Genomic DNA, 21,505 nt, shown 5'->3' on the forward strand with positions numbered 1-21,505 from the left:
CATAGTTATGTATAAAAAAACACTTCATGTCAGAAAACCTTACATCATTCTTGACATGTTATATAACCTTACATTATAATGGTTACTATCTTAAAAACAGGGGAGGTCATGAGTTGAATGATCAGGAGCGGCGTTCCATGCCTCTTTTTGGGATTGGGATTGTAATGAAGCTGACAGAATTAACTGCCAGACAAATAAGGTATTACGAGAAACATGATTTAATTCATCCGGAGAGAACGGATGGCAATCAGCGGTTATTTTCATTTAATGATGTGGACCGGTTGCTGGAAATAAAAGACCTGTTGGAAAAAGGATTAAATATTGCCGGTATAAAGCTTATTTTGGCTGAGAAACAGGAAAACAAACAAACTAAAAAGAAAAAAAATATTACGAGAAAAGAACTGAAAGAATACTTGAAACAGGAATTGAATGAAACTGGCAGGTATGGCAAAACAAGCTTAAGGCAAGGGGAACTTTCAAGATTTTTCATACATTGATGTGTCATATATCTGTGTATGCTTCTGATATTCCTGCTAATTAACCTGGTTTACTAATAAACTTAGTTATATTGAGACTGGAACATAACTTAAAGACTCCAAGAATATTATAAAAAACTAAAAGCTCCGGGTATTTCCGGAACAGGAAATAGTTGCTTGGATTTTAATACGATAAGAATAATTATGTTTCCATCTCATTCATTTATAAACAATTATGTAGGAGGAGTTTAGATGGCAAAAAGCCTGACGAGAGAAGAAATATTGAAACAGATTGAAGAGGAAAACGTAAGGTTTATACGACTGCAATTTACAGACATGCTGGGTACGATTAAAAATGTGGAAATACCCCTCAGTCAATTGGATAAAGCTCTTGATAACAAAATGATGTTTGATGGTTCATCCATTGAAGGTTTTGTTCGTATTGAGGAATCCGATATGTACCTGTACCCTGACCTTGATTCATTCGTAGTATTTCCTTGGACTTCGGAAAAAGGGAAAGTGGCACGTTTTGTTTGTGATATATATAATCCGGATGGCACACCGTTTGAAGGCTGTCCACGCTATAACCTGAAAAGAAACCTTAAAAAAATGGAAGAGCTTGGTTTCGATGCCTTTAATATCGGAACTGAGCCTGAATTCTTTTTATTCAAACTGGATGAAAATGGAGAGCCTTCTCTTGAACTGAATGACCGGGGCGGATATTTTGATCTGGCACCTACGGATCTTGGAGAAAACTGCCGGAGGGATATTGTGCTGGAGCTGGAAGAGATGGGCTTTGAAATTGAAGCTTCCCACCACGAGGTTGCACCCGGCCAGCATGAGATAGATTTCAAGTATGCTGACGCTGTAAAGCACGCAGATGATATTCAAACATTTAAATTGGTTGTTAAAACTATTGCGAGAAAGCATAACCTCCATGCCACTTTTATGCCAAAACCTCTCTTTGGTGTGAATGGTTCGGGGATGCATGTAAACATGTCCCTTTTCAAAGATGGGGATAATATGTTTTTCGATGAAAATGGAGACCAGCAATTAAGTGAAACAGCTTATCAGTTTACGGCAGGGGTAATTAAGCATGCAACAAATTATACTGCAGTAACTAATCCTACCGTGAATTCCTATAAACGATTGGTTCCGGGCTATGAAGCACCTTCCTATGTGGCGTGGTCAACGGCGAACCGCAGTCCGTTGGTACGCATTCCATATTCTAGAGGGATCAGCACCAGAATCGAAGTGCGCAGTGTGGATCCATCCGCAAACCCATATTTGGCCATGGCTGTTCTGCTTGCATCCGGCTTAGATGGAATTAAAAATAAAATGACCCCGCCCCCGGCCGTGGATCAAAATATATACGTCATGTCGAAAAAAGAACGGGAAGAAAACGGGATTAAAAATCTGCCTCCGACACTCATGCTTGCATTGGAAGAGCTGGAAAAGGATGAATTAATTAAGGATGCGATGGGTGAACACTTATATGAACATTTTGTTGAAGCAAAAGAGATTGAATGGGACATGTTCAGAACAACCGTCCATCCATGGGAAAGAGAGCAGTATTTGAATTCCTATTAAGAAGGGTTTTCCCTTTTAATGAAAAACCGTCCTGTATCATAATCGATACAGGACGGTTTTTCATACCTGGAAATACTGGTCAATCGGCGTGCAAGTTTAATCAATGGTTCTATATAAACCGATTACTTTTCCCAGTATTGTAACATTATCATATATGAGCGGCTCCATCGTTGCATTTTCCGGTTCAAGCCGTATCTGATTTTTGTCCTTAAAGAAACGTTTCACAGTGGCTTCGTCATCATCTGTCATGGCAACAACAATATCATTGTTTTGCGCTGTGTTCTGCTGTTTCACGATGACCATGTCCCCATCCAATATACCTGCTTCTATCATACTCTCTCCTTCGATAACCAGGACGAAAATATTATCATCCGGATTACTTGTATGATCAGGGATCGGTAAAAACTCTTCAATATTTTCAACCGCAGTAATGGGAAGGCCTGCAGTAACCTTGCCGATTAAAGGTGCATACCGGGCTTTTTCCCTCGGAATGTCGCTTTCCCCTGTGGTGTCAAGTACTTCAATTGCCCGCGGTTTAGTTGGATCCCTTCTGATATACCCTTTTTCTTCCAGCCTGGAAAGATGTCCATGTACGGTAGAACTGGATGCAAGTCCAACCGCAAGTGCAATTTCCCTCACCGAGGGCGGGTATCCTTTTTCTTCAACCTGTTCTTTAATAAAATCCATGATTGCCTGCTGTCTTTTGGATAGCTTTGCTATTGTCATTTTGTTCGCTCCTCGCACTTAAAAATAGTTAATATAAGTCTATCATTTTTAATATAGTTAAGCAAACATTCGTTCTGAAAATTTGACAGCATTCTGTTTTCCTGAAATAATATATAATCGAACAAAAGTTCCCGGAGTGTGGGCCTCTGTCGGTATGGTTAACAGATGTTTAATCTGCAGATATTTTCTCACGTGGGAATGAAAGGAGTGTTAGAGGTGAAGGCAATTATTTACTGTCGCGTAAGTACTGATAAACAGGAACAGGAAACTTCCCTATCCAGACAAAGAGCTGAATTGACCAAGCTTGCCAAAAAATACGATTTTACTATCGCTGCAAGTATACAGGAGCAAAAGAGTGGTTATGAAATTGAACGGGAAGGCGTATTGAAAATGCTTGATATGTTTTCTGATCATAAGGCGGAATGTCTTTTAATTCAGGACGAAACGAGGCTTGGCAGAGGAAACACCAAGATTGCATTGTTTCACCAACTTAAAAAGCTTAACATTCCCATATATACAGCTATGACCGAAGATGAACTGGAATTATCGGAATCAGATTCTATGGTTTTGCAAATTATATCCATCGTGGAAGAATACCAGCGTAAACTGCATAATGCAAAGATCAAAAGAGGAATGAAAAAGGCGATTACAGAAGGTTATAACCCGGGAAAAAACTTATCTAACCTGACAAAAGCTCCGGGCAGGGAACGGGTCTCGTTTCCGATAGATGAAGTCATCCGTCTGCGGAATAAAAAGATGACTTTTGAAGAAATAACCATTACGTTAAATGGCATGGGCTATCATGTATCAAAGGCTACCGTCCACCGAAGATATAAAGAAGCCCAAAATACTTGATTCTTATAAATAAGAACGCTACATTAGAAAACAGGAACTAATGCTTTCCTGTTTTTTTTATGGTGGTATTTTTCCTGTCTTAGATGAATTACGAAGATCATGTAATAAATTTCAACTCCATTGGAGGGTGGTCCCATGCTATCAAAAGACAAATTGGAACGGATTAATTATCTTGCAAAGAAAGCAAAAGAAGAAGGATTGACTGAAAAAGAAAAACAAGAACAGAAAGAGTTGAGGGAAGCTTATTTAAAAAATGTGCGCAGTTCTTTTAAAAATCAGTTTAAAACCATGAAAGTCGTTGACCCTAAAGGCAATGATGTTACACCTCAAAAAGTAAAGGATATGCAAAAGAAAAATAGGGAAAATGAATAGTAGTAATTAGCGCGAACATTTTTTTATTTCATTATGGGCCCCTTATCTGTTTACTTGTTACAAGGTGTAATTCATTATAGAATAGAAGAGATTATTACTTTCGTTTAATTTGTGGAAGGAGTAAACAATATGTCGACAAATATTGAACAGTTATCCATTAATACGATACGAACTTTATCAATTGATGCTATTGAAAATGCAAATTCAGGCCATCCAGGTTTGCCTATGGGTGCTGCGCCCATGGCCTACACATTGTGGACAGAATTCATGAATCATAATCCGGCCAATTCCAAATGGTTCAACCGGGACCGCTTTGTCCTTTCAGCAGGTCATGGTTCCATGCTGCTTTACAGCTTATTGCATTTGTCAGGATACAATGTAACGATGGATGATATTAAAAATTTCCGACAGTGGGATTCCAAGACCCCCGGGCACCCTGAAGTGCACCACACAGATGGCGTTGAAGCAACTACAGGTCCATTGGGGCAGGGTATTGCCATGTCCGTAGGCATGGCAATGGCTGAGGCTCACCTTGCAGGTAAATTTAATCAGCCTGACTTATCCATTGTAGATCACTACACATTCGCACTGATCAGTGATGGCGATGTGATGGAAGGAATATCCCATGAAGCAGCTTCATTGGCGGGTCATCTTGGCTTGGGTAAATTAATTGCTTTATATGATTCAAACGACATTTCTTTAGATGGAGATTTAAATCGTTCCTTTTCTGAAAATACGGAGCAGCGGTTCAAGGCATATGGCTGGCAAGTATTGCGGGTAGAGGACGGAAATGACATTGAATCGATAAGAAATGCAATTAAAGAGGCAAAAGAAAACACGGATCAGCCGACACTGATCGAGGTTAAGACTGTGATCGGCTACGGTTCTCCGAATAAATCAGCATCGGCTGCATCCCACGGCGCTCCGCTTGGCGGCGATGAAGTTAAACTTACAAAAGAATATTATAAATGGACGCACAAAGATTTTCATGTACCGGAGGAAGTATATGCCGATTTTAAGGAAAAGATTGGAACGCCCGGTGCGAAAGCTGAAAATGACTGGAACGAACTTTTAAAAACCTATAAAGATAAATATCCTGAATCAGCAAGTGACTTCGAGCTTGCATTAAATGGAAAACTACCCGCCGATTGGGAGAAAGATCTTCCGGTTTTTGAACCTGGTGAGGATACTCTGGCAACAAGAGCGGCCTCCGGAAAAGTACTAAATGCAATAGCGGAATCCGTTCCAAACTTATTTGGAGGAAGCGCCGATTTAGCCGGCTCCAATAAAACATCGATAAATGATGAGGATGACTTTTCCCGTAAAAATTATGCGGGAAGAAATATCTGGTTCGGTGTAAGGGAACACGCTATGGGTGCTGCTTTAAACGGAATGGCTTTGCATGGAGGGCTAAATGTATATGCAGGTACATTCTTTGTTTTCAGTGATTATTTAAGACCGGCTGTGCGATTATCATCAATTATGGAAACACCGGTCACATACGTATTTACCCACGATTCCATTGCTGTTGGAGAAGACGGACCAACACATGAGCCAGTGGAACATTTGGCCGCATTGAGAGCAATGCCCGGATTATCGCTTATTCGTCCAGCTGACGGGAATGAAACACAGGCAGCCTGGCGCCTGTCTTTGGAATCAGAAAATCAGCCAACAGCCCTGGTATTGACCAGGCAAAATCTGCCGACACTTAAGGGAACAAAAGAGATGGCCTATGAAGGAGTTAAAAAGGGAGCATATGTGATTAGTAAATCCCAAAAAGAGGATCCGGATGCATTGTTAATAGCCACAGGTTCCGAGGTTCAACTGGCAGTGGAGGCACAGAAAGCATTAAGCGAGAAGGAAATTGAAGTCAATGTTATAAGCATGCCTTCGTGGGATCGTTTTTTAAAGCAGGATGAGTCTTATAAAAATGAGGTACTGCCTCCGCATATCAAAAAACGTTTAGCGATTGAAATGGCTTCCCCATTCGGATGGGAACGTTATGTGGGCGATGAAGGCAAAGTATTGGGTATAGATACTTTTGGCGCGTCCGCAAAAGGAGATAAAGTGATTGAAGAATATGGCTTTACAGTAGAAAATGTAGTGAAACACGTGGAGTCTCTTCTGAATTAATTAATAAAGATGGTTCCGCTCATCGGAACCATCTTTATTAGCAAACAGAACATAGCCTGCCTTCGACAAAATTCGTGGAGCGACAGGCGCCAACCGACAAAAGAAGTGGATGTTTTTTATGTAAAGTGACATTATTCTGAAATAGAGTACGTATAATAGAGGATAAAGGAGGAGATCTCTATGAATACGTATTCTATTTATTGGATTAAAGAAGAAATTGCAAACCATTATTTTCATAAAAGTGATATTTTATATCGTTTTCTCAGAAGTTATCAAAAGGATGATGCAAGAAAAGATCTAATTATGCAATTTGATTATATCACCCATAACTTTTCATATGAAAAGCTGATCAGCCATATGAAGGGATATTATAACAACACGAAAGCAATTGTACATATTGACGGATCACGTATAACTATATGTCAAAACGGAAGCTGTATTTCTTTACTTATAAGTAAAAAACATTTAAAATTTCGATGTGATGCATTACAGGATGCCGAACAATTACTGTTTCCGATGCTGCGGAGATACCAACGACTACTTTTTATAACAGGAAAAAAAGACTTTGGATGGATTTCTCCTGTATTGTATATGAATAAACAAGATATAAATCTCCTATTGTATTCCAACTCATGATTTACTATACTATATAGGGGTTAGCGAAAAAGAGACAACACGAAGGAGGAAAGCAGGGCATGAGCACGATTTGGGTTGTATTAATTGCTATCACAGCGTTACTGGCCGGTGTTGCTCTTGGGTTTTTTATTGCGAGAAAATATATGATGAACTATTTAAAAAAGAATCCGCCTATCAATGAGCAAATGCTCCGTACGTTAATGATGCAAATGGGACAGAAACCGTCACAAAAGAAAATCAACCAGATGATGCGGGCAATGAATAATCAGCAGGACAAATAGATGATTACTTACCCGTCATAATGCATAGCAATTATGAATAGATACCCCTTACATACTCTGTAAGGGGTAAAAGTGTATTCTTACGTTAAAAATCATGGTAACAGTGAAAGTTTCAGTTTATTGTCATATTCATTCCATGTATGGCTTCTATATTCTGATACAATGGAGACAACAAGGTCTCTGGGGGGTTCTGAATGTCTGAAATTAATATATTCCTTGCTTTTGGAGCAGGTTTTCTATCGTTTATTTCACCATGTGTGCTGCCGCTCTACCCAGCATTTTTATCTTACATTACAGGGATGAGTGTCAGCGAACTGAAAGAAGAAAACAACAAAATTAACAAAAAGGCAATATTGCATACGATCTTCTTCCTGCTTGGTTTTTCAGCTGTTTTTGTAATGATCGGTTTTACCGCTTCATTCATTTCTGATTTCCTGCTGACTTACCAGGATTTGATTAGACAGGTTGGTGCTATTGTAATCATCTTCTTTGGTTTGGTTATTGTCGGCGTACTTAATTTTAACTTCCTAATTAAAAACAGATCCATTAGTTTTAAAAACAGACCTGCCGGTTTTTTCGGTTCATTTCTTATAGGACTGGCTTTTTCACTTGGCTGGACACCATGTACAGGCCCTATATTGGCTGTGGTTTTTGCACTGGCTGCAACAGACCCTCAAGTAGGTATGATTATGATGGTCAGTTATGTTTTAGGGTTTTCCATTCCATTTCTGGTAATGGCATTCTTTATTGGAAAAATGAACTGGGTGAAGAAGCACAGCATGAAAATCGTCAAAATAGGTGGTTATTTAATGATCTTTGTAGGAATTGCCTTGTTTTTTGACTGGATGACTAAATTAACTTCATTTTTGGCAGCCTGGTTTGGATTTTACGGATTCTGATCTGTAAAATGGTTTACTCCCTCTCACATATTAGCCATGTGTATAATGTGTGGGGAGGGAGTTTTATACTTCATGAAGCTTTTTTGACACGTTTCTGTCTGTTCCCTTCGAAAGGATGCGTAAATCAACATTGAAAAAGGTTACTGTCATTCATGCGGTAGGGAGATTAACTTATTAAGCTGCTGGTAAATGATTCAATGTTTCCTTATGATAAATAGTATATAGATTAAGGAACAACTGAAAAAATGAGGGGAGCGACGGTAATGGCTGCAATTCTGGTTGTAGATGATGCTGCTTTCTTAAGGATCATGCTGACAAATATATTGGAAAAAAATCATTATGAAGTTGTAGGGCAAGCCAAGGATGGAAAAGAAGCTATACATATGTACAAAGAATTACGCCCGGACTTGGTTATCATGGATCTCACCATGCCAGTAATGGATGGGATTGAGGCAATGAAAAGAATTATAGTTGAAGACAGTGAAGCAAAAATTATCGTTTGTTCTGCGATAGGGCAGCAAAAAGTAGTTGTTCAGGCTATTGAAGCCGGCGGGAAGGATTTTATCGTAAAACCTTTTGAAGAAAGCAGAATACTTGAAACGGTGGAACGAGTACTGGAAAATAGTAATTCAGCATGAAGAATTGATGACCTTTAATAGTTTAAACAGCAAGTGGAGAGAGTGATCTGCATGTTTTGGTTAATAGCCAGTACAGTTATTGCTGCTGCAATGGCCCTGATAATGATTAGAATTCGTTTAAGAGCAGCAAAAAAACCGACAAGCACAAAAAGGATTATACTGCCGCCCTTATTTATGAGCACAGGTGCATTCATGTTTTTATTTCCTGTTTTCCATATCACCTGGCTGCAAGTTTTTGAAGCTTTGGCAGTCGGGATAGTTTGCTCGGTATTCTTAATAAAGACTTCCAAATTTGAAATTCGGGACAATGCGATCTATTTAATTCCATCAAAAGCATTTGCTTTTATATTGCTCGGATTGCTGGCTTTTCGGATTATACTTAAACTTTTGGTGGGAAGCACCATATCATTAGGTGAAACTAGCGGCATGTTTTTTGTATTGGCCTTTGGCATGATTATTACCTGGAGAGTATCAATGCTTTATCAATACCTGCAGCTTGAAAAACAGCTTAAAACAAAGGTGCCGGTGTCGGAAGAGGCAAAATAAACAATCAATATCGAATGAATTGAAAAAAGACGCCCTGCAATGTTCATAGGGCGTATATTTTTATTTCATTTATACTTCGCTTTCCAATTTTTTCTGTAATCATCTTGTGATTGTTTAAAGAATGCTTCGTAGGGCTCCACATTGATATTTTTCTGTTTCAATTTTTTTCTTAAAAAACGGTGATCTCTTTTTGGAGTAGCAATAATATACCCTTCAATTAAAACATCCTGTGAGATTTTCTCCATATTTTTTTCCAATGCTACTTCACCAATCTTTCCGGCTATTTTATTTCTTGCTACATCCCGGAATATTTCCGGGACCGGGGAGACCAATTCCTCAAGTAATTCCTTTTCCTGCTCATCCCACATATGTTTCGTTTTTTGTAAATAATAATTTTCCCAATCCATATCTGACTTGCCGTCTTCTTTCGGGATTTGTTTCAGGAATTTACGAAACATAAAAAAGCCGCCGACCGCCATAAACCCGATCATAAGGAAGCCCCATATAACAATAAAGTAGTCTGCAAATATCGACATGATTTCACCTTTTCTTCTTTTATATTTAAAAAAGTTACAATAGATGACATTATTTTTGCATAATTAATTTATTTTTTGAAATAGTTATAGTAATATTATTACTAATAATTGGTTATGAACTTTAGGTTCATTTAATTCTATTATATTAATAAATATCTATTCAAACAAGGGTCATAATTGAGGAGAATGTGTCATAAATATAAAGCACGGGGCAAAGGATGTTGGATTTTGTAAATAAAGGGGGAGATGTTATGGGGTTAAATCATAGTAACGGCGGGGAAAAGAAAAATAACCCAATTGGCCCGGTTGGGGTAGCGGGGAGATTTCCTGAACTTTCGGACCTGCCTGCATTTATGCTTTCCTGGATTGAAAATCATGATCACGACTTGATTACAGTTTGGGATCATGGAGGTACTGTCATCTTTATATCCAAATCCGTAGAGGAAATGCTTGGCTACAACAGAGAAGAATTGACAGGTACAAAATGGTACGAAAAAATTTCCGAGGAAGATCAAAATTATATAAAAAGCAAATTTGATTACAGCAGCAAAAGCCAGACTTTTATGGTCAATCTCATTAACAAATATGGCAAGTATATCTGGGCGGAGTGTACTGCCGGAAAATTATATGATAAAAACAAAAAAGAGAATTATTACATTGCCACGCTCAAAGATATTTCGGATAAAAAAGAGATTGAGGAGCTGATGATCCGATCGGAAAAAATGTCGATTGCAGGTCAGCTTGCCGCAGGTGTGGCCCATGAAATCAGAAACCCTTTGACCTCACTAAAGGGATTTATTCAGTTGCTCCAGGCTGGTGTGAGCCGGAAAGAAGAGTATTATAATATTATGATTGAGGAAATAGAAAAAATGGAGACAATCACTTCAGAATTACTATTTGTGTCCAAGCCCCTGACAGATAATAAAAAGAAAGAGTCACTGAAAAATATGCTCCATGATATTATTGTGTTATTAAAACCCCAGGCAAATTTAAAAGGAATTGACATTCAGTGCGGCATTCCCGATCATATAATGATTTATTGTGACCGCTCTCAAATCAAACAGGTATTAATCAATCTTGTAAAAAATGCTATAGAAGCGATGGATGAACCGGGTGTTATTCAATTAAAGGCAGCATCTGATAAATCCGGTATACACTTAAGTATTATTGATGAAGGTTCCGGTATACCTGAAGAACTCATACATAAATTGGGAGAACCTTTTTTTACGACGAAACAGAGTGGCACAGGACTTGGCATCATGATTTCAAAACAAATACTTGAACAGCACGCAGCTGAACTGGAAATCAAACAAAACAAAGAAAAGGGCAGTACTTTCCTCATTCACTTCCCTGTTCAGCCGTAAAATAGCACTTTATAAGTTTCTTTTAGCTTTTGTCCATAACCGTATAAGGAAAAGTTATCGCTCTGCATAACTTTTTACAATATGTTATTTTGCTTGAAACGTTTGTTTTATGTACGCTTATCAGATAGAATAATATATGGTGAGGATCAAAGCGTACTTAGATGCGCAGGCAGCTTTGCCGGTAAAAAGCAATGGCACGGGCTGCAAATGAAAAGTATTTTTCCGTTAGGTAACTGAAATGTGTGTGTCGTATTTTGACGCACCAAAGATAGTTTTGAAGGGAGAGGACGACTGTGGGGAATAGTAATGCATTTAATGCTAAAAAACAATTTGAATTAAATGGGAAGACGTATAACTATTTTGAGTTAAAAGCAGTAGAAGAAAATAACGTAGGAAAAGTAGCCCGCCTCCCATTTTCCATCCGGGTTTTGCTCGAGTCATTGCTGCGTCAGCATGATGGGCATCAAATCAAAGATGAACATGTAAAAGCCCTGGCTAAATGGGGAACACCGGAAGGCAAAGAGGCTGATGTGCCTTTCAAACCGTCACGTGTTATATTGCAGGATTTTACAGGTGTGCCTGCCGTAGTTGACTTGGCGTCACTGAGAAAAGCAATGGTTGATATGGGGGGAGAACCGGATAAAATCAATCCTGAAGTACCGGTCGATCTCGTTATTGACCACTCTGTACAAGTTGATCAGTACGGATCATCTAATGCGCTACAGGCCAATATGGACTTGGAATTCGAGCGTAACGCAGAACGTTATGAGTTCTTAAACTGGGCTCAGAAGGCATTTGACAATTATCGTGCAGTACCACCGGCAACAGGGATTGTTCACCAGGTAAACCTGGAGTATATTGCCAACGTAATTCATGGAATTAAAAATGAAGACGGGGAGTATGATGCATTTCCTGATACACTTGTCGGCACGGATTCCCATACAACGATGATTAACGGTCTTGGTGTACTTGGATGGGGTGTTGGCGGTATTGAAGCTGAAGCAGGCATGCTTGGACAGCCATCCTACATGCCGGCACCGGAAGTTATTGGTGTGAAATTTACAGGAAGCTTCCCGAATGGTACAACAGCAACAGACCTGGCATTAAAAGTAACCCAAGTATTGCGTGAAAAGAATGTAGTAGGAAAATTTGTGGAATATTTCGGTCCGGGGCTGAAAGATATGCCGCTTGCTGATCGGGCAACCATATCCAACATGGCTCCCGAATACGGAGCTACTTGCGGATTTTTCCCGGTAGATGAAGAGTCACTAAACTACTTGCATCTGACAGGCCGAAGTGAAGAACAAATCAAATTAGTGGAAGAGTATTGCAAGAAAAATAATCTGTGGTATTCTCCTGACCAGCCTGATCCGGAATACACGGATTTGGTGGAAATTAATCTGTCCGAACTGGAACCAAACCTATCCGGACCAAAACGCCCGCAGGACTTAATTGCATTATCAAAAATGAAAGAAGAGTTTAATAAAGCAATTACAGCGCCTGAAGGAAATCAGGGATTTGGTCTTGATAAAAAAGAATTTGATAAAACAGTTACCGTAAAACATCCGAACGGCAATACATCAGAGATGAAGACAGGCTCACTGGCCATTGCGGCAATTACTTCCTGTACGAACACATCCAATCCGTATGTAATGCTTGGAGCAGGCTTATTGGCAAAGAATGCTATTGAAAAAGGCTTAAGCGTACCGGATTATGTAAAAACATCTCTGGCACCTGGTTCCAAGGTGGTAACCCGTTACCTGGAGGATGCAGGACTGCAACCCTATTTGGATCAATTAGGCTTCAACCTTGTGGGTTACGGCTGTACAACATGTATCGGAAACTCCGGGCCACTCCGTGAAGAGATAGAGCAGTCCATAGTAGAAAATGATCTGCTTGTTTCTTCCGTGTTATCCGGTAACCGTAACTTTGAAGGACGTATCCATCCGCTTGTAAAGGCAAACTACCTGGCTTCACCGCCACTAGTGGTTGCTTATGCATTGGCCGGAACAGTTGATATTAATTTAACCAAGGAGCCGCTTGGCACAGATAAAGATGGAAAGCCTGTTTACATGAATGATATCTGGCCAACAATGGATGAAATTAAAGGTGAGGTTGAAAAAGTAGTCAAACCGGAAATCTTCCGGAAAGAATATGAAGGTGTATTTACTTCCAACGAACGCTGGAATGAAATTGATACAACAGATGAGCCTTTATTTGAGTGGGACAGCGAGTCAACTTATATTCAAAACCCACCATTCTTTGAAGGACTTTCGAAAGAAGCCGGTGAAGTTAAACCGTTGAATAATCTGCGTGCGATCGGTAAATTCGGTGATTCTGTAACAACCGACCATATTTCACCTGCAGGTGCGATTGCAAAAGATATGCCTGCCGGTAAACACTTACAGGAAAAAGGTGTATCACCGAGAAACTTTAACTCATACGGGTCCCGCCGTGGTAACCACGAAATCATGATGCGAGGAACATTTGCCAACATACGTATCCGTAACCAGCTGGCTCCCGGCACAGAAGGCGGATATACAACGTACTGGCCAACAGGCGATATTATGCCGATTTATGATGCAGCCATGAAATATCAGCAGGATGGTACCGGATTGATCGTAATTGGCGGAAAAGATTATGGAATGGGCTCTTCCCGTGACTGGGCAGCCAAAGGAACAAACCTTTTGGGTATTAAAACAGTCATTGCGGAAAGCTTCGAACGTATTCACCGCTCCAACCTGGTTATGATGGGTGTACTGCCTTTACAGTTCGAAAAAGGTCAAAGTGCGGATCAGCTTGGATTAACAGGTAAAGAAAGCTTCAATGTTGAAGTGAATGAATCTGTTAAGCCGCATGACCTGGTTAAAGTTACTGCTGTTGATGAAGAAGGAAAGAAAACCGAGTTTAACGCTGTGGCACGTTTTGACAGTGATGTAGAAGTAGATTATTATCGTCATGGTGGTATTTTGCAAATGGTATTACGTAATAAATTAGAAGCATAATAAAATTTATGGATAATGCCTCCGCACAGTTTAAAGCGGGGGCATTTTTATATGAATTTTTTTCGAACAAACCCTGTATTGACTTTACTTTTTGTTTACAAGGACATACGATGAATATATATACATGGAGAAATAGAGATGTGAAATAGCCTGACAGCAGTTATTATATTTTTTCTTTCGTTAGTGTCTATAAAGGAGCCTCGAAGAAGGAGCATGGTTATGATTAAACAAATTCTTGGGATTGGGCTGATATTGGTGTTGGCCGGGATAGTCATTTTTAATTATATAAGTGATCAGTCTAATACTTCCGATAACTATAATGATCAGGGGGATGTTTTCATTGATGAGGAAAACATGCCTGAAGAAGCAGCCGGAATTGAACCGGGGGAAACTGCACCGGATTTTGAATTGGAGTCTTTGGACGGAGATAAGGTAAAACTGTCTGAGCTAAGAGGGAAAAAGGTTATCCTTAACTTCTGGGCAACCTGGTGTGGACCATGCAGGGAAGAAATGCCTGAAATGCAGGAGTTCTATGATAATAATGATAATGTGGAAATTTTAGCAGTTAATTTATTGGAAACTGAAACGGATGAATCGAATGTTGAAGAATATATTGACGAGTTCGGATATACTTATCCGGTCCTGCTTGACAGGAACTCTGAAGTAAGTGATGCCTACAAGGGTGCCGTAGCGGTGCCAACAACTTATTTTATTGGTACAGACGGTGTCATACAGCAGCCAAGAAAAATTGGTACCATGGACTATGCATTTATGGAAGAAATGGTTAACTCCATGGATTAGCATGTTCGTTTTATTTTGCAGTATATTGTTATATTTATGAGCAGGGATGGCAATACTGGCTTCTAAAAGGAGTGAAGCGCCATTTCTTTGAAGCGAACATTATCATTTGATGAATTAGTGAGAGAGAATAGGCAGCAAATATTAAAGGACCGTCTTTCAATGGAAAGAATAGAACAAAATATGGAAAACAGAATTAACAAAAATACTCAAGACCAAAAAGAAGCATAGTAATAAAAAAACCTTTTTTCCGTAATAGGGAAAAAGGTTTTTTTATCTCATTAATGGGATGAGGAATTTATTTCCAGTATACATGTTTATTATACAGAGACAATACAAATAGATTATTTAGTAAAAGGAGAATGAATATGCCAAAAAAGAGAAATACACAACCTAATCCGGATGACAGAAGCGATAACGTGGAAAAGCTGCAAAATATGGTTCAGGAAACAATTGAAAATTTAGAAGAATCCCATGAGACAATGAAGTTTGCCTCAGGTGAGGAAAAAGAACAAATAGCAGAAAAAAACAAACGACGGGAAGAAGCAATAGAAGGTATGAGAGAAGAAATAAAAGATGAATACCGTCATAACCATCAGCAATAATGGTTAATCTGCCTTTAGCCGCTCATTCGGCTAAGGGTTTTTTAATTTTTGCAGTTTCGAAATCAGAGTTGTTTTATGTACAAAGGCTAGGTACATGACGATGTATTAAACACACAGAGAGGGATCATTATGTTAAAATATGGAGGGGAGGAATGAACCGTTGAATAAAGTAAAAACAACCGTAGAGGTCAGGTATCAGGAAACTGACCAAATGGGAGTAGTTTATCATGCTAATTATCTTGTGTGGTTAGAAATAGGAAGGACAAAATTTATTGAATCACTCGGTCTCAGCTATGCAGATATGGAGAAGAATAATGTTGTATCCCCTGTTATTGATGCCAAGCTTAAATTTAAACGTCCTTTTCGATATGGTGATAAAGCTGTTATTGAAACATGGGTCGAAAAATATAATGGAAGCCGGACTGTATATGGTTATCGGATTCTCGATGAAGAAGGAAATGAAGGGGTTACCGGTACAACCGAACATGTCATTGTCAGAAAGGATAAATTTCGTCCAATATCCCTTCGAAAAACTTTTCCGGATTGGCATAATGCCTATGTTCAACAGACGGAGGAAACTTAATTATGGCTTTTGGCATTAAAAGAGAAGAGTTAAAAGCTTGGAAACAGGAAGTTAGGGAAGGAAATATTGCCATACTTACACATTACTGGATAGATGATCGTTTCCCGGGTTGTAATTCAGTCACTAAAGTCGGATGCAGCAATATCGAAAAGCTGATTTCCTGGGGAAGGACATATGACCTGAAAGAAACGTGGATACATAGAGATCAAAGGTATCCGCATTTTGATTTGTTCGGAGAATGGCAAAAAGAGATATTGGAGAAAGAAGGGAAATGGGATCAAATAAGGAAATTCAATATATGATCGTATCGTAGTGAAAAACAAATAAGGCGCCCGGCGCCTTATTTTTCTACATATTCAAACTCAGGTTCCTGCATTTTACTGTTAAAGGAAACGTGTAAATCATTATCTTCAAAATACCATGCATCTTTGTTTTCTATAAAAAAGGTAACTCCTTCCAAACTGGCCGAGGCAAATATATCTGTTGGGGTATCTTGTTTTACACCTAATGAAAAGCCCGGAATATGTCCTCCAAAGCCGTAACGCACAAAAAACCGCAGATATGATGCTTCACTTAATTCCAATTCACTTATATACCATTGTGCAGCTTCTTGACTAACATCCAGATTCATGACATACAGCTCCTTATGATGGATTAACGATGCTTCTTTTTCTTTTCGGGTACTACATCCACGCCACCCGGATGAAAGGGATGGCATTTGCTGATTCGGATGATCGTTAAATAAGCTCCCTTTATGACTCCAAACCGTTGAAATGCTTCCAATCCATATTGGGAACAAGTTGGATAAAAACGGCAGGAAGGGGGCTTGAACGGGCTGACGGCAGCCCGGTAAAATTTAATCAATCCAATAAAAATATATTTCATGCTTCGTATAACCCTCTTATTTATAGTTTGGGATTTTTGATATTCCTATATACAAGTATACGCGCCTTCCGTATGCTTTTCCATCATTTGTACTGAGTTTACAATCTATGCATCGTTTGTTTCTTTGTCATAAGTTATAGAAGCAACAGCATCATGCATATGAATCGACTCTTCGTTGAGGCAGGATACTTTGAATTTTTTCACAAAAGACAGCTCATATAAATCAGCAGCTACCAACCTTGTGATATCTTCTACAAATCGTGGGTTTTCATAAGCTGTTTCCGTTACTATTTTTTCATCCGGACGTTTTAAAACGGGATACAATTTTGCACTTGCATTACTTTCTGCTGCTTCCAGCAATATTTTTTTCCAGTCTGTTTTTGTGTCATCGAATGTCTGATCAAAGTCTATTTCCATGGTGATTTGTCCTCTTTGATTATGTGCACTGTATTCGCTAATTTCTTTGGAGCAGGGACATAAAGTAGCGATTAAAGCAGAAATTTCCCCTGATAATCTATACCCTCTAATCCGGTCATAGGAAACTTTAATGGAAACATCGGCATGATTCATGCCGGTTAAACCTGAATGGGGACTGCTTTGCCTGAAAAACCATGGGAATGAGATTTCCACAGACGCATCATTTTGTTCAAGACGGTCAGCGAGTGCTTTTGTAAAGTGCTTCAGGCTTTTTACGTCCACACGAAATCCATCATGGGAATAGGCTGCCAGCACCTCCGTAAACCGGCTCATATTTGTTCCTTTATTTGTTTGCTTCAACCCGGAGGTCAGTGTGAATACTCCAATCGTTGTTTGTTCATGAGGGGCAAGCGCACTTTCCACAGTAATCGGGTGTTTTACATTTTTTATGCCGACAGCATCCAAATCAAATAAAAAATCTTCTCTTGTATTTTGTAAATCTGCCATATTTTGTTTATCGACAGGCTTTGTTCCGGGGGCGGGTTCTACAGACCCAAATAATTTATGTCTTTGTTCCTTACTTGGCAATTTTTTTTGCGGGAATGTTTTTAGTCTGTCCACAACATGATCCCCTTTCTCTTCTAAACTAAAAACAAGTATACTTCACGTAAAATCAATGTTCAATTTATTGGTTTTATGTTTTTTGTATAGTTTGTTGCTATCCGGTCGTTTACTATACATGCTATACTTCATTTCTTCGGCTTGTCATACTTACATCCATTTTATCTTTGGTTCCGTCTTGTTTTTAATACGTTTTAAGTTTGCTTTATGTCTATAAAAGACAAACGCGGTTAATATAGAAGTTACAATAATAAGTCCGGTATCCCGGAAGATGATGGATACAATTACGGTAACAACCCCTGTAATCATGGAAGATAGGGAAACATATTTGGATAAGTATAAAGTGAAAATAAAGGTGGTAATCATAATAAGAAACAGAATAGGGTTGATGCCCAGGATGATTCCACCGGATGTCGCTACTGCTTTTCCACCTTTAAATTTCGCAAATATTGGATAGGTATGCCCGGCAACAGCAAAAAGCCCGATTGCCAGTCGATATGCCTCAACACCAAACAGCAGCGGAATTAACACGGCTATTGTCCCTTTCAGGATATCTGCAAGGGTCACTGCAATACCTGCTTTGATACCTAACACACGAAAAGTATTTGTAGCACCCAGGTTGCCGCTCCCATGTTCGCGAACATCTTTTTTATAGAAGATTTTCCCTATGATAAGAGCCGAGGGTATCGATCCAAGTAAATATGCTATTATACCAAAAATAATATACTCCATCTAACTTCCCACTTTCTATTATTTCATCGAATGTTCATGATTCTTATTTTAGCATGAACTGACATAATAAAGAACACGAAATAACATTTTTACTGTCTGAATAAAAATATCCATGTTTATTCTCCGGGAAAGAGGGGTATAAACATAAGTCGAGTCTATCACTAATCAGTATGGGGGGATTCCATGATAGAATTTAAAAAGGTTTCAAAGACGTATTCTGACGGGACAGAAGCAATTAAAAATATATCATTTCGAGTGGATGAACATGAGATAGTAACAATCATTGGTCCGAGCGGCTGTGGTAAAACAACAGCAATGAAGATGGTAAACAGGCTTATAGAACCAACATCAGGTTCTATTTTCATTAATGGTCAGGATATAAAGAAGTATAACATCAACGAATTGCGGTGGAATATTGGTTACGTACTGCAGGAGATTGCATTATTCCCCCATATGACAATCAGTGAAAATATAGCTGTTGTGCCGGAAATGAAAAAATGGTCCAGAAAAGCTATCCGGGACAGGATTAAAGCGTTATTGGAAATGGTTGGTCTGGATCCTGCTACATATGCAAATCGATTTCCCAGAGAACTTTCCGGAGGACAGCAACAGCGGATTGGAGTAGTCAGGGCTTTGGCTGCAGATCCTGATATTATTCTGATGGACGAGCCTTTTAGTGCACTTGATCCTATCAGCAGGGAACAATTGCAGGTGGATATACGCAATTTGCAGAAAGAAATTAATAAAACAATTCTGTTTGTTACGCATGATATGGATGAAGCGATGGCACTTGGTGATAAAGTGATTTTGATGAAAGACGGGGAGATCATACAGCACGATACTCCACAGCAGTTGATATTGCATCCTGATACAGAGTTTGTCAGGGATTTTATTGGTGAACGCAAATCTCCATGGATGACCGCAGTGGATGTTATTGCGTCTTTGGACTACGCGTATATAATGACCAAAGAGAAGGCGAAAACAGAAAACAGCCCGGAAGCAATCATAATAATAAGAGATGAGCATTTTCAGTATGAAGGTGCAATTCAGGATGGGAAATTTCTCAATTTAAAAACATTGGAAAATGATATGCCACTTTATAGGGCGACGGAGTTATTGGAAAAAAATGAACAGCAAATCTATCCTGTGATTAAGGATAAAAAGCTGGTAGGTGTTTTAACTTATAAAGACATTGTCATGTATTTAAAAAGAAATACCAGGATGGAAAACGGGGTGGTTCAGGTATGAATGAGTTTATCTCCGTTTTTCAAAACCGTCAGGATATGCTGCTTGAAAAAATATGGGAGCATCTGCAAATCTCTCTCATCTCTTTATTAATTGCCATTATTATTGCTGTTCCACTGGGTTTAATATTAACGAGATATCAACGTACGGCTGAGCCAATCATTGGGATGTCTGCCGTGATGCAAACCATTCCCAGCTTAGCGGTACTGGCATTTTTGATTCCTTTTTTTGGTATAGGCATTACACCGGCAATCATTGCATTAACTTTATATGGGCTGCTCCCTATCCTGAGAAATGTATACACAGGTATAAAGGAAGTGGATCCTGCATTAAAGGAAGCTACTACAGGCATGGGGATGTCCTCCTTCAGAAGGTTAACGAAGGTTGAGCTGCCCATCGCCACACCTGTTATCATGGCGGGTATACGTACTTCGATGGTGTTAATTGTAGGAACAACAACAATCGCAGCATTAATTGGTGCAGGTGGTCTGGGTGAAATTATACTTTTGGGACTGGACCGGGGAGCTGATGTTAATCTAATCATTCTGGGAGCTATCCCCGCAGCATTATTGGCAATTGTACTTGATTTTATATTAAGGGGTTTTGAACGCTTTTCCAGAAAGTTTGGGGTCAAATCCTTTATGGCTATGCTGTTGATTGTATTTATAATCGTTCTATCTCCATTGTTTATTTCTTCGGATAAGGCAGATTTGGTAATTGGGGGGAAATTGGGAGCTGAACCGGAGATATTAATTAATATGTACAAATTATTAATCGAGGAGGAATCAGATTTAACAGTGGATCTGGAGCCCGGGTTGGGCAGAACGGCCTTTGTGTTTAGAGCACTTGAAGAAGGAAGCATTGATATCTTTCCCGAATTTTCGGGTACAGCAATTGTGACACATATGAATGAAGAGGCGGAAAGCAATGAGGCGAGGGAAGTCTATGAGCAGGCAAGAGAAGGCATGAATGACATGCATGATATGGCGTTTTTGGAACCGATGGAATTTAATAATACGTATGCAGTTGCGACCACCCAGGAATTGGCGGATCAATATAATCTTGAAACCATTGGTGATTTGCAGGAAGTGGAGGATAACATCACAGCCGGATTTACACTTGAGTTCAATGACAGATATGACGGGTATGTAGGAATGCAGGATGTTTACAACCTTGATCTTGCCAATATTAGTACGATGGAGCCCGGGATCAGACAGGGTGCTATTGAAAATGGAGAAGTAGACATCATAGATGCTTATGCTACGGACAGTTATATGATAGAATTGGAATTGGTAACATTGGATGATCCGGAAAATTTATTTCCACCATATCAGGGGGCACCTCTTCTGAGAAACGAAACACTGGAGCAGCATCCTGAACTGGAGGAAATACTGAACCGGCTGGGCGGAAGGATCACTGATGAAGAAATGCGTGAAATGAATTATCAGGTTGATTATGAAGACAGATCAGCTAATGATGTAGCCAGGGAGTATTTAGAAGCAGAAGGCCTGCTTGATGGATAGGAAACAGGCTTTGCTAAACATTCAGCCGGTCAAACATAA

Annotated in this window: 25 protein-coding genes; 19 read left to right on the plus strand and 6 right to left on the minus strand. The window is 39.3% G+C overall.

The annotated features are described in order from the left end of the window. Positions 1 to 113: 113 nt before the first annotated feature. Both ACZ42C_RS03850 and glnA read left to right on the plus strand, forming a co-directional pair. Positions 114 to 497, plus strand: a complete 384-nt coding sequence (locus tag ACZ42C_RS03850; RefSeq protein ID WP_461181721.1) for a MerR family transcriptional regulator — start codon at positions 114 to 116, stop codon at positions 495 to 497. Between the two features lie 231 nt (positions 498 to 728). Then, positions 729 to 2,066 carry a type I glutamate--ammonia ligase gene (gene glnA / locus ACZ42C_RS03855; RefSeq protein WP_461181720.1) on the plus strand — a complete coding sequence of 446 codons (1,338 nt, stop codon included), beginning with the start codon at positions 729 to 731 and terminating at the stop codon, positions 2,064 to 2,066. A gap of 96 nt (positions 2,067 to 2,162) precedes the next feature. Here the strand turns inward: glnA and lexA are convergent, their stop codons facing one another. Next, on the minus strand, positions 2,163 to 2,786 hold the full coding sequence (gene lexA, locus ACZ42C_RS03860) for a transcriptional repressor LexA (RefSeq protein WP_461181747.1): 624 nt from the start codon (positions 2,784 to 2,786) through the stop codon (positions 2,163 to 2,165). 222 nt (positions 2,787 to 3,008) lie between these two features. Here lexA and ACZ42C_RS03865 point away from each other — a divergent pair, with 222 nt between their 5' ends. The 8 genes from ACZ42C_RS03865 (at position 3,009) to ACZ42C_RS03900 (ending at position 9,152) form a co-directional block, all read left to right on the plus strand. Continuing rightward, positions 3,009 to 3,647 (plus strand): YneB family resolvase-like protein, encoded by a 639-nt coding sequence (locus ACZ42C_RS03865; RefSeq protein ID WP_461181719.1) that lies wholly within the window; start codon positions 3,009 to 3,011, stop codon positions 3,645 to 3,647. A 135-nt stretch (positions 3,648 to 3,782) separates the two neighbouring features. Next, complete coding sequence (locus ACZ42C_RS03870) at positions 3,783 to 4,019, plus strand: DUF896 domain-containing protein (protein ID WP_461181718.1); 237 nt, start codon at positions 3,783 to 3,785, stop codon at positions 4,017 to 4,019. Positions 4,020 to 4,148: 129 nt separating this feature from the next. Continuing rightward, positions 4,149 to 6,152, plus strand: a complete 2,004-nt coding sequence (tkt, locus tag ACZ42C_RS03875) for a transketolase (RefSeq protein ID WP_461181717.1) — start codon at positions 4,149 to 4,151, stop codon at positions 6,150 to 6,152. A 180-nt stretch (positions 6,153 to 6,332) separates the two neighbouring features. Continuing rightward, positions 6,333 to 6,788, plus strand: coding sequence for a sporulation inhibitor of replication protein SirA (gene sirA / locus ACZ42C_RS03880; protein ID WP_461181716.1), 456 nt, complete (start codon positions 6,333 to 6,335; stop codon positions 6,786 to 6,788). A 59-nt stretch (positions 6,789 to 6,847) separates the two neighbouring features. Continuing rightward, entirely contained in the window at positions 6,848 to 7,069 is a 222-nt protein-coding gene (locus ACZ42C_RS03885; RefSeq protein WP_164219608.1) for a YneF family protein, read from the plus strand. Between the two features lie 194 nt (positions 7,070 to 7,263). Continuing rightward, positions 7,264 to 7,968, plus strand: coding sequence for a cytochrome c biogenesis CcdA family protein (locus tag ACZ42C_RS03890; protein ID WP_461181715.1), 705 nt, complete (start codon positions 7,264 to 7,266; stop codon positions 7,966 to 7,968). Positions 7,969 to 8,231: 263 nt separating this feature from the next. Further along, the gene (locus ACZ42C_RS03895; protein ID WP_461181714.1) at positions 8,232 to 8,606 is read left to right on the plus strand and encodes a response regulator; all 375 of its coding nucleotides are present in this window, start codon (positions 8,232 to 8,234) and stop codon (positions 8,604 to 8,606) included. Between the two features lie 51 nt (positions 8,607 to 8,657). Continuing rightward, on the plus strand, positions 8,658 to 9,152 hold the full coding sequence (locus ACZ42C_RS03900; RefSeq protein WP_461181713.1) for a CcdC family protein: 495 nt from the start codon (positions 8,658 to 8,660) through the stop codon (positions 9,150 to 9,152). A gap of 65 nt (positions 9,153 to 9,217) precedes the next feature. Here ACZ42C_RS03900 and ACZ42C_RS03905 read toward each other — a convergent pair whose 3' ends face one another. Further along, positions 9,218 to 9,688 (minus strand): DUF2621 family protein, encoded by a 471-nt coding sequence (locus tag ACZ42C_RS03905; protein WP_461181712.1) that lies wholly within the window; start codon positions 9,686 to 9,688, stop codon positions 9,218 to 9,220. Between the two features lie 251 nt (positions 9,689 to 9,939). Between ACZ42C_RS03905 and ACZ42C_RS03910 the strand changes: the two genes are divergently transcribed. The 7 genes from ACZ42C_RS03910 (at position 9,940) to ACZ42C_RS03940 (ending at position 16,345) form a co-directional block, all read left to right on the plus strand. Beyond that, positions 9,940 to 11,052, plus strand: a complete 1,113-nt coding sequence (locus ACZ42C_RS03910) for an ATP-binding protein (protein WP_461181711.1) — start codon at positions 9,940 to 9,942, stop codon at positions 11,050 to 11,052. A 293-nt stretch (positions 11,053 to 11,345) separates the two neighbouring features. Beyond that, the gene (gene acnA / locus ACZ42C_RS03915; protein ID WP_461181710.1) at positions 11,346 to 14,057 is read left to right on the plus strand and encodes an aconitate hydratase AcnA; all 2,712 of its coding nucleotides are present in this window, start codon (positions 11,346 to 11,348) and stop codon (positions 14,055 to 14,057) included. Between the two features lie 219 nt (positions 14,058 to 14,276). Next, positions 14,277 to 14,858, plus strand: coding sequence for a TlpA disulfide reductase family protein (locus tag ACZ42C_RS03920; protein ID WP_461181709.1), 582 nt, complete (start codon positions 14,277 to 14,279; stop codon positions 14,856 to 14,858). 87 nt (positions 14,859 to 14,945) lie between these two features. Beyond that, a complete protein-coding gene (locus ACZ42C_RS03925; protein ID WP_461181708.1) occupies positions 14,946 to 15,086 on the plus strand; it encodes an FbpB family small basic protein in 141 nt (46 codons plus the stop codon). Positions 15,087 to 15,223: 137 nt separating this feature from the next. Continuing rightward, positions 15,224 to 15,460: a small acid-soluble spore protein Tlp gene (gene tlp / locus ACZ42C_RS03930; RefSeq protein ID WP_461181707.1), complete on the plus strand. Its 237-nt coding sequence runs from the start codon at positions 15,224 to 15,226 to the stop codon at positions 15,458 to 15,460. Positions 15,461 to 15,620: 160 nt separating this feature from the next. After that, positions 15,621 to 16,043, plus strand: a complete 423-nt coding sequence (locus ACZ42C_RS03935; protein ID WP_461181706.1) for an acyl-CoA thioesterase — start codon at positions 15,621 to 15,623, stop codon at positions 16,041 to 16,043. Positions 16,044 to 16,045: 2 nt separating this feature from the next. Beyond that, positions 16,046 to 16,345: a hypothetical protein gene (locus ACZ42C_RS03940; RefSeq protein WP_461181705.1), complete on the plus strand. Its 300-nt coding sequence runs from the start codon at positions 16,046 to 16,048 to the stop codon at positions 16,343 to 16,345. A 38-nt stretch (positions 16,346 to 16,383) separates the two neighbouring features. Here the strand turns inward: ACZ42C_RS03940 and ACZ42C_RS03945 are convergent, their stop codons facing one another. The 4 genes from ACZ42C_RS03945 to plsY all read right to left on the minus strand — a co-directional run bounded on the left by ACZ42C_RS03945 (position 16,384) and on the right by plsY (position 18,698). After that, a complete protein-coding gene (locus ACZ42C_RS03945; protein WP_461181704.1) occupies positions 16,384 to 16,674 on the minus strand; it encodes a HesB/YadR/YfhF family protein in 291 nt (96 codons plus the stop codon). Between the two features lie 23 nt (positions 16,675 to 16,697). Further along, entirely contained in the window at positions 16,698 to 16,928 is a 231-nt protein-coding gene (gene yidD / locus ACZ42C_RS03950) for a membrane protein insertion efficiency factor YidD (protein ID WP_461181703.1), read from the minus strand. Positions 16,929 to 17,033: 105 nt separating this feature from the next. Continuing rightward, the gene (gene folE2, locus ACZ42C_RS03955; RefSeq protein WP_461181702.1) at positions 17,034 to 17,966 is read right to left on the minus strand and encodes a GTP cyclohydrolase FolE2; all 933 of its coding nucleotides are present in this window, start codon (positions 17,964 to 17,966) and stop codon (positions 17,034 to 17,036) included. Positions 17,967 to 18,116: 150 nt separating this feature from the next. After that, positions 18,117 to 18,698 (minus strand): glycerol-3-phosphate 1-O-acyltransferase PlsY, encoded by a 582-nt coding sequence (gene plsY / locus ACZ42C_RS03960; protein WP_461181701.1) that lies wholly within the window; start codon positions 18,696 to 18,698, stop codon positions 18,117 to 18,119. Between the two features lie 183 nt (positions 18,699 to 18,881). Here plsY and ACZ42C_RS03965 point away from each other — a divergent pair, with 183 nt between their 5' ends. Both ACZ42C_RS03965 and ACZ42C_RS03970 read left to right on the plus strand, forming a co-directional pair. Next, positions 18,882 to 19,946, plus strand: coding sequence for an ABC transporter ATP-binding protein (locus ACZ42C_RS03965; protein WP_461181700.1), 1,065 nt, complete (start codon positions 18,882 to 18,884; stop codon positions 19,944 to 19,946). Next, complete coding sequence (locus tag ACZ42C_RS03970) at positions 19,943 to 21,466, plus strand: ABC transporter permease/substrate-binding protein (RefSeq protein ID WP_461181699.1); 1,524 nt, start codon at positions 19,943 to 19,945, stop codon at positions 21,464 to 21,466. The genes ACZ42C_RS03965 and ACZ42C_RS03970 overlap by 4 nt, the downstream gene beginning before the upstream one ends. The last annotated feature ends 39 nt before the right edge of the window (positions 21,467 to 21,505 follow it).

Source organism: Virgibacillus kimchii (assembly GCF_055379185.1).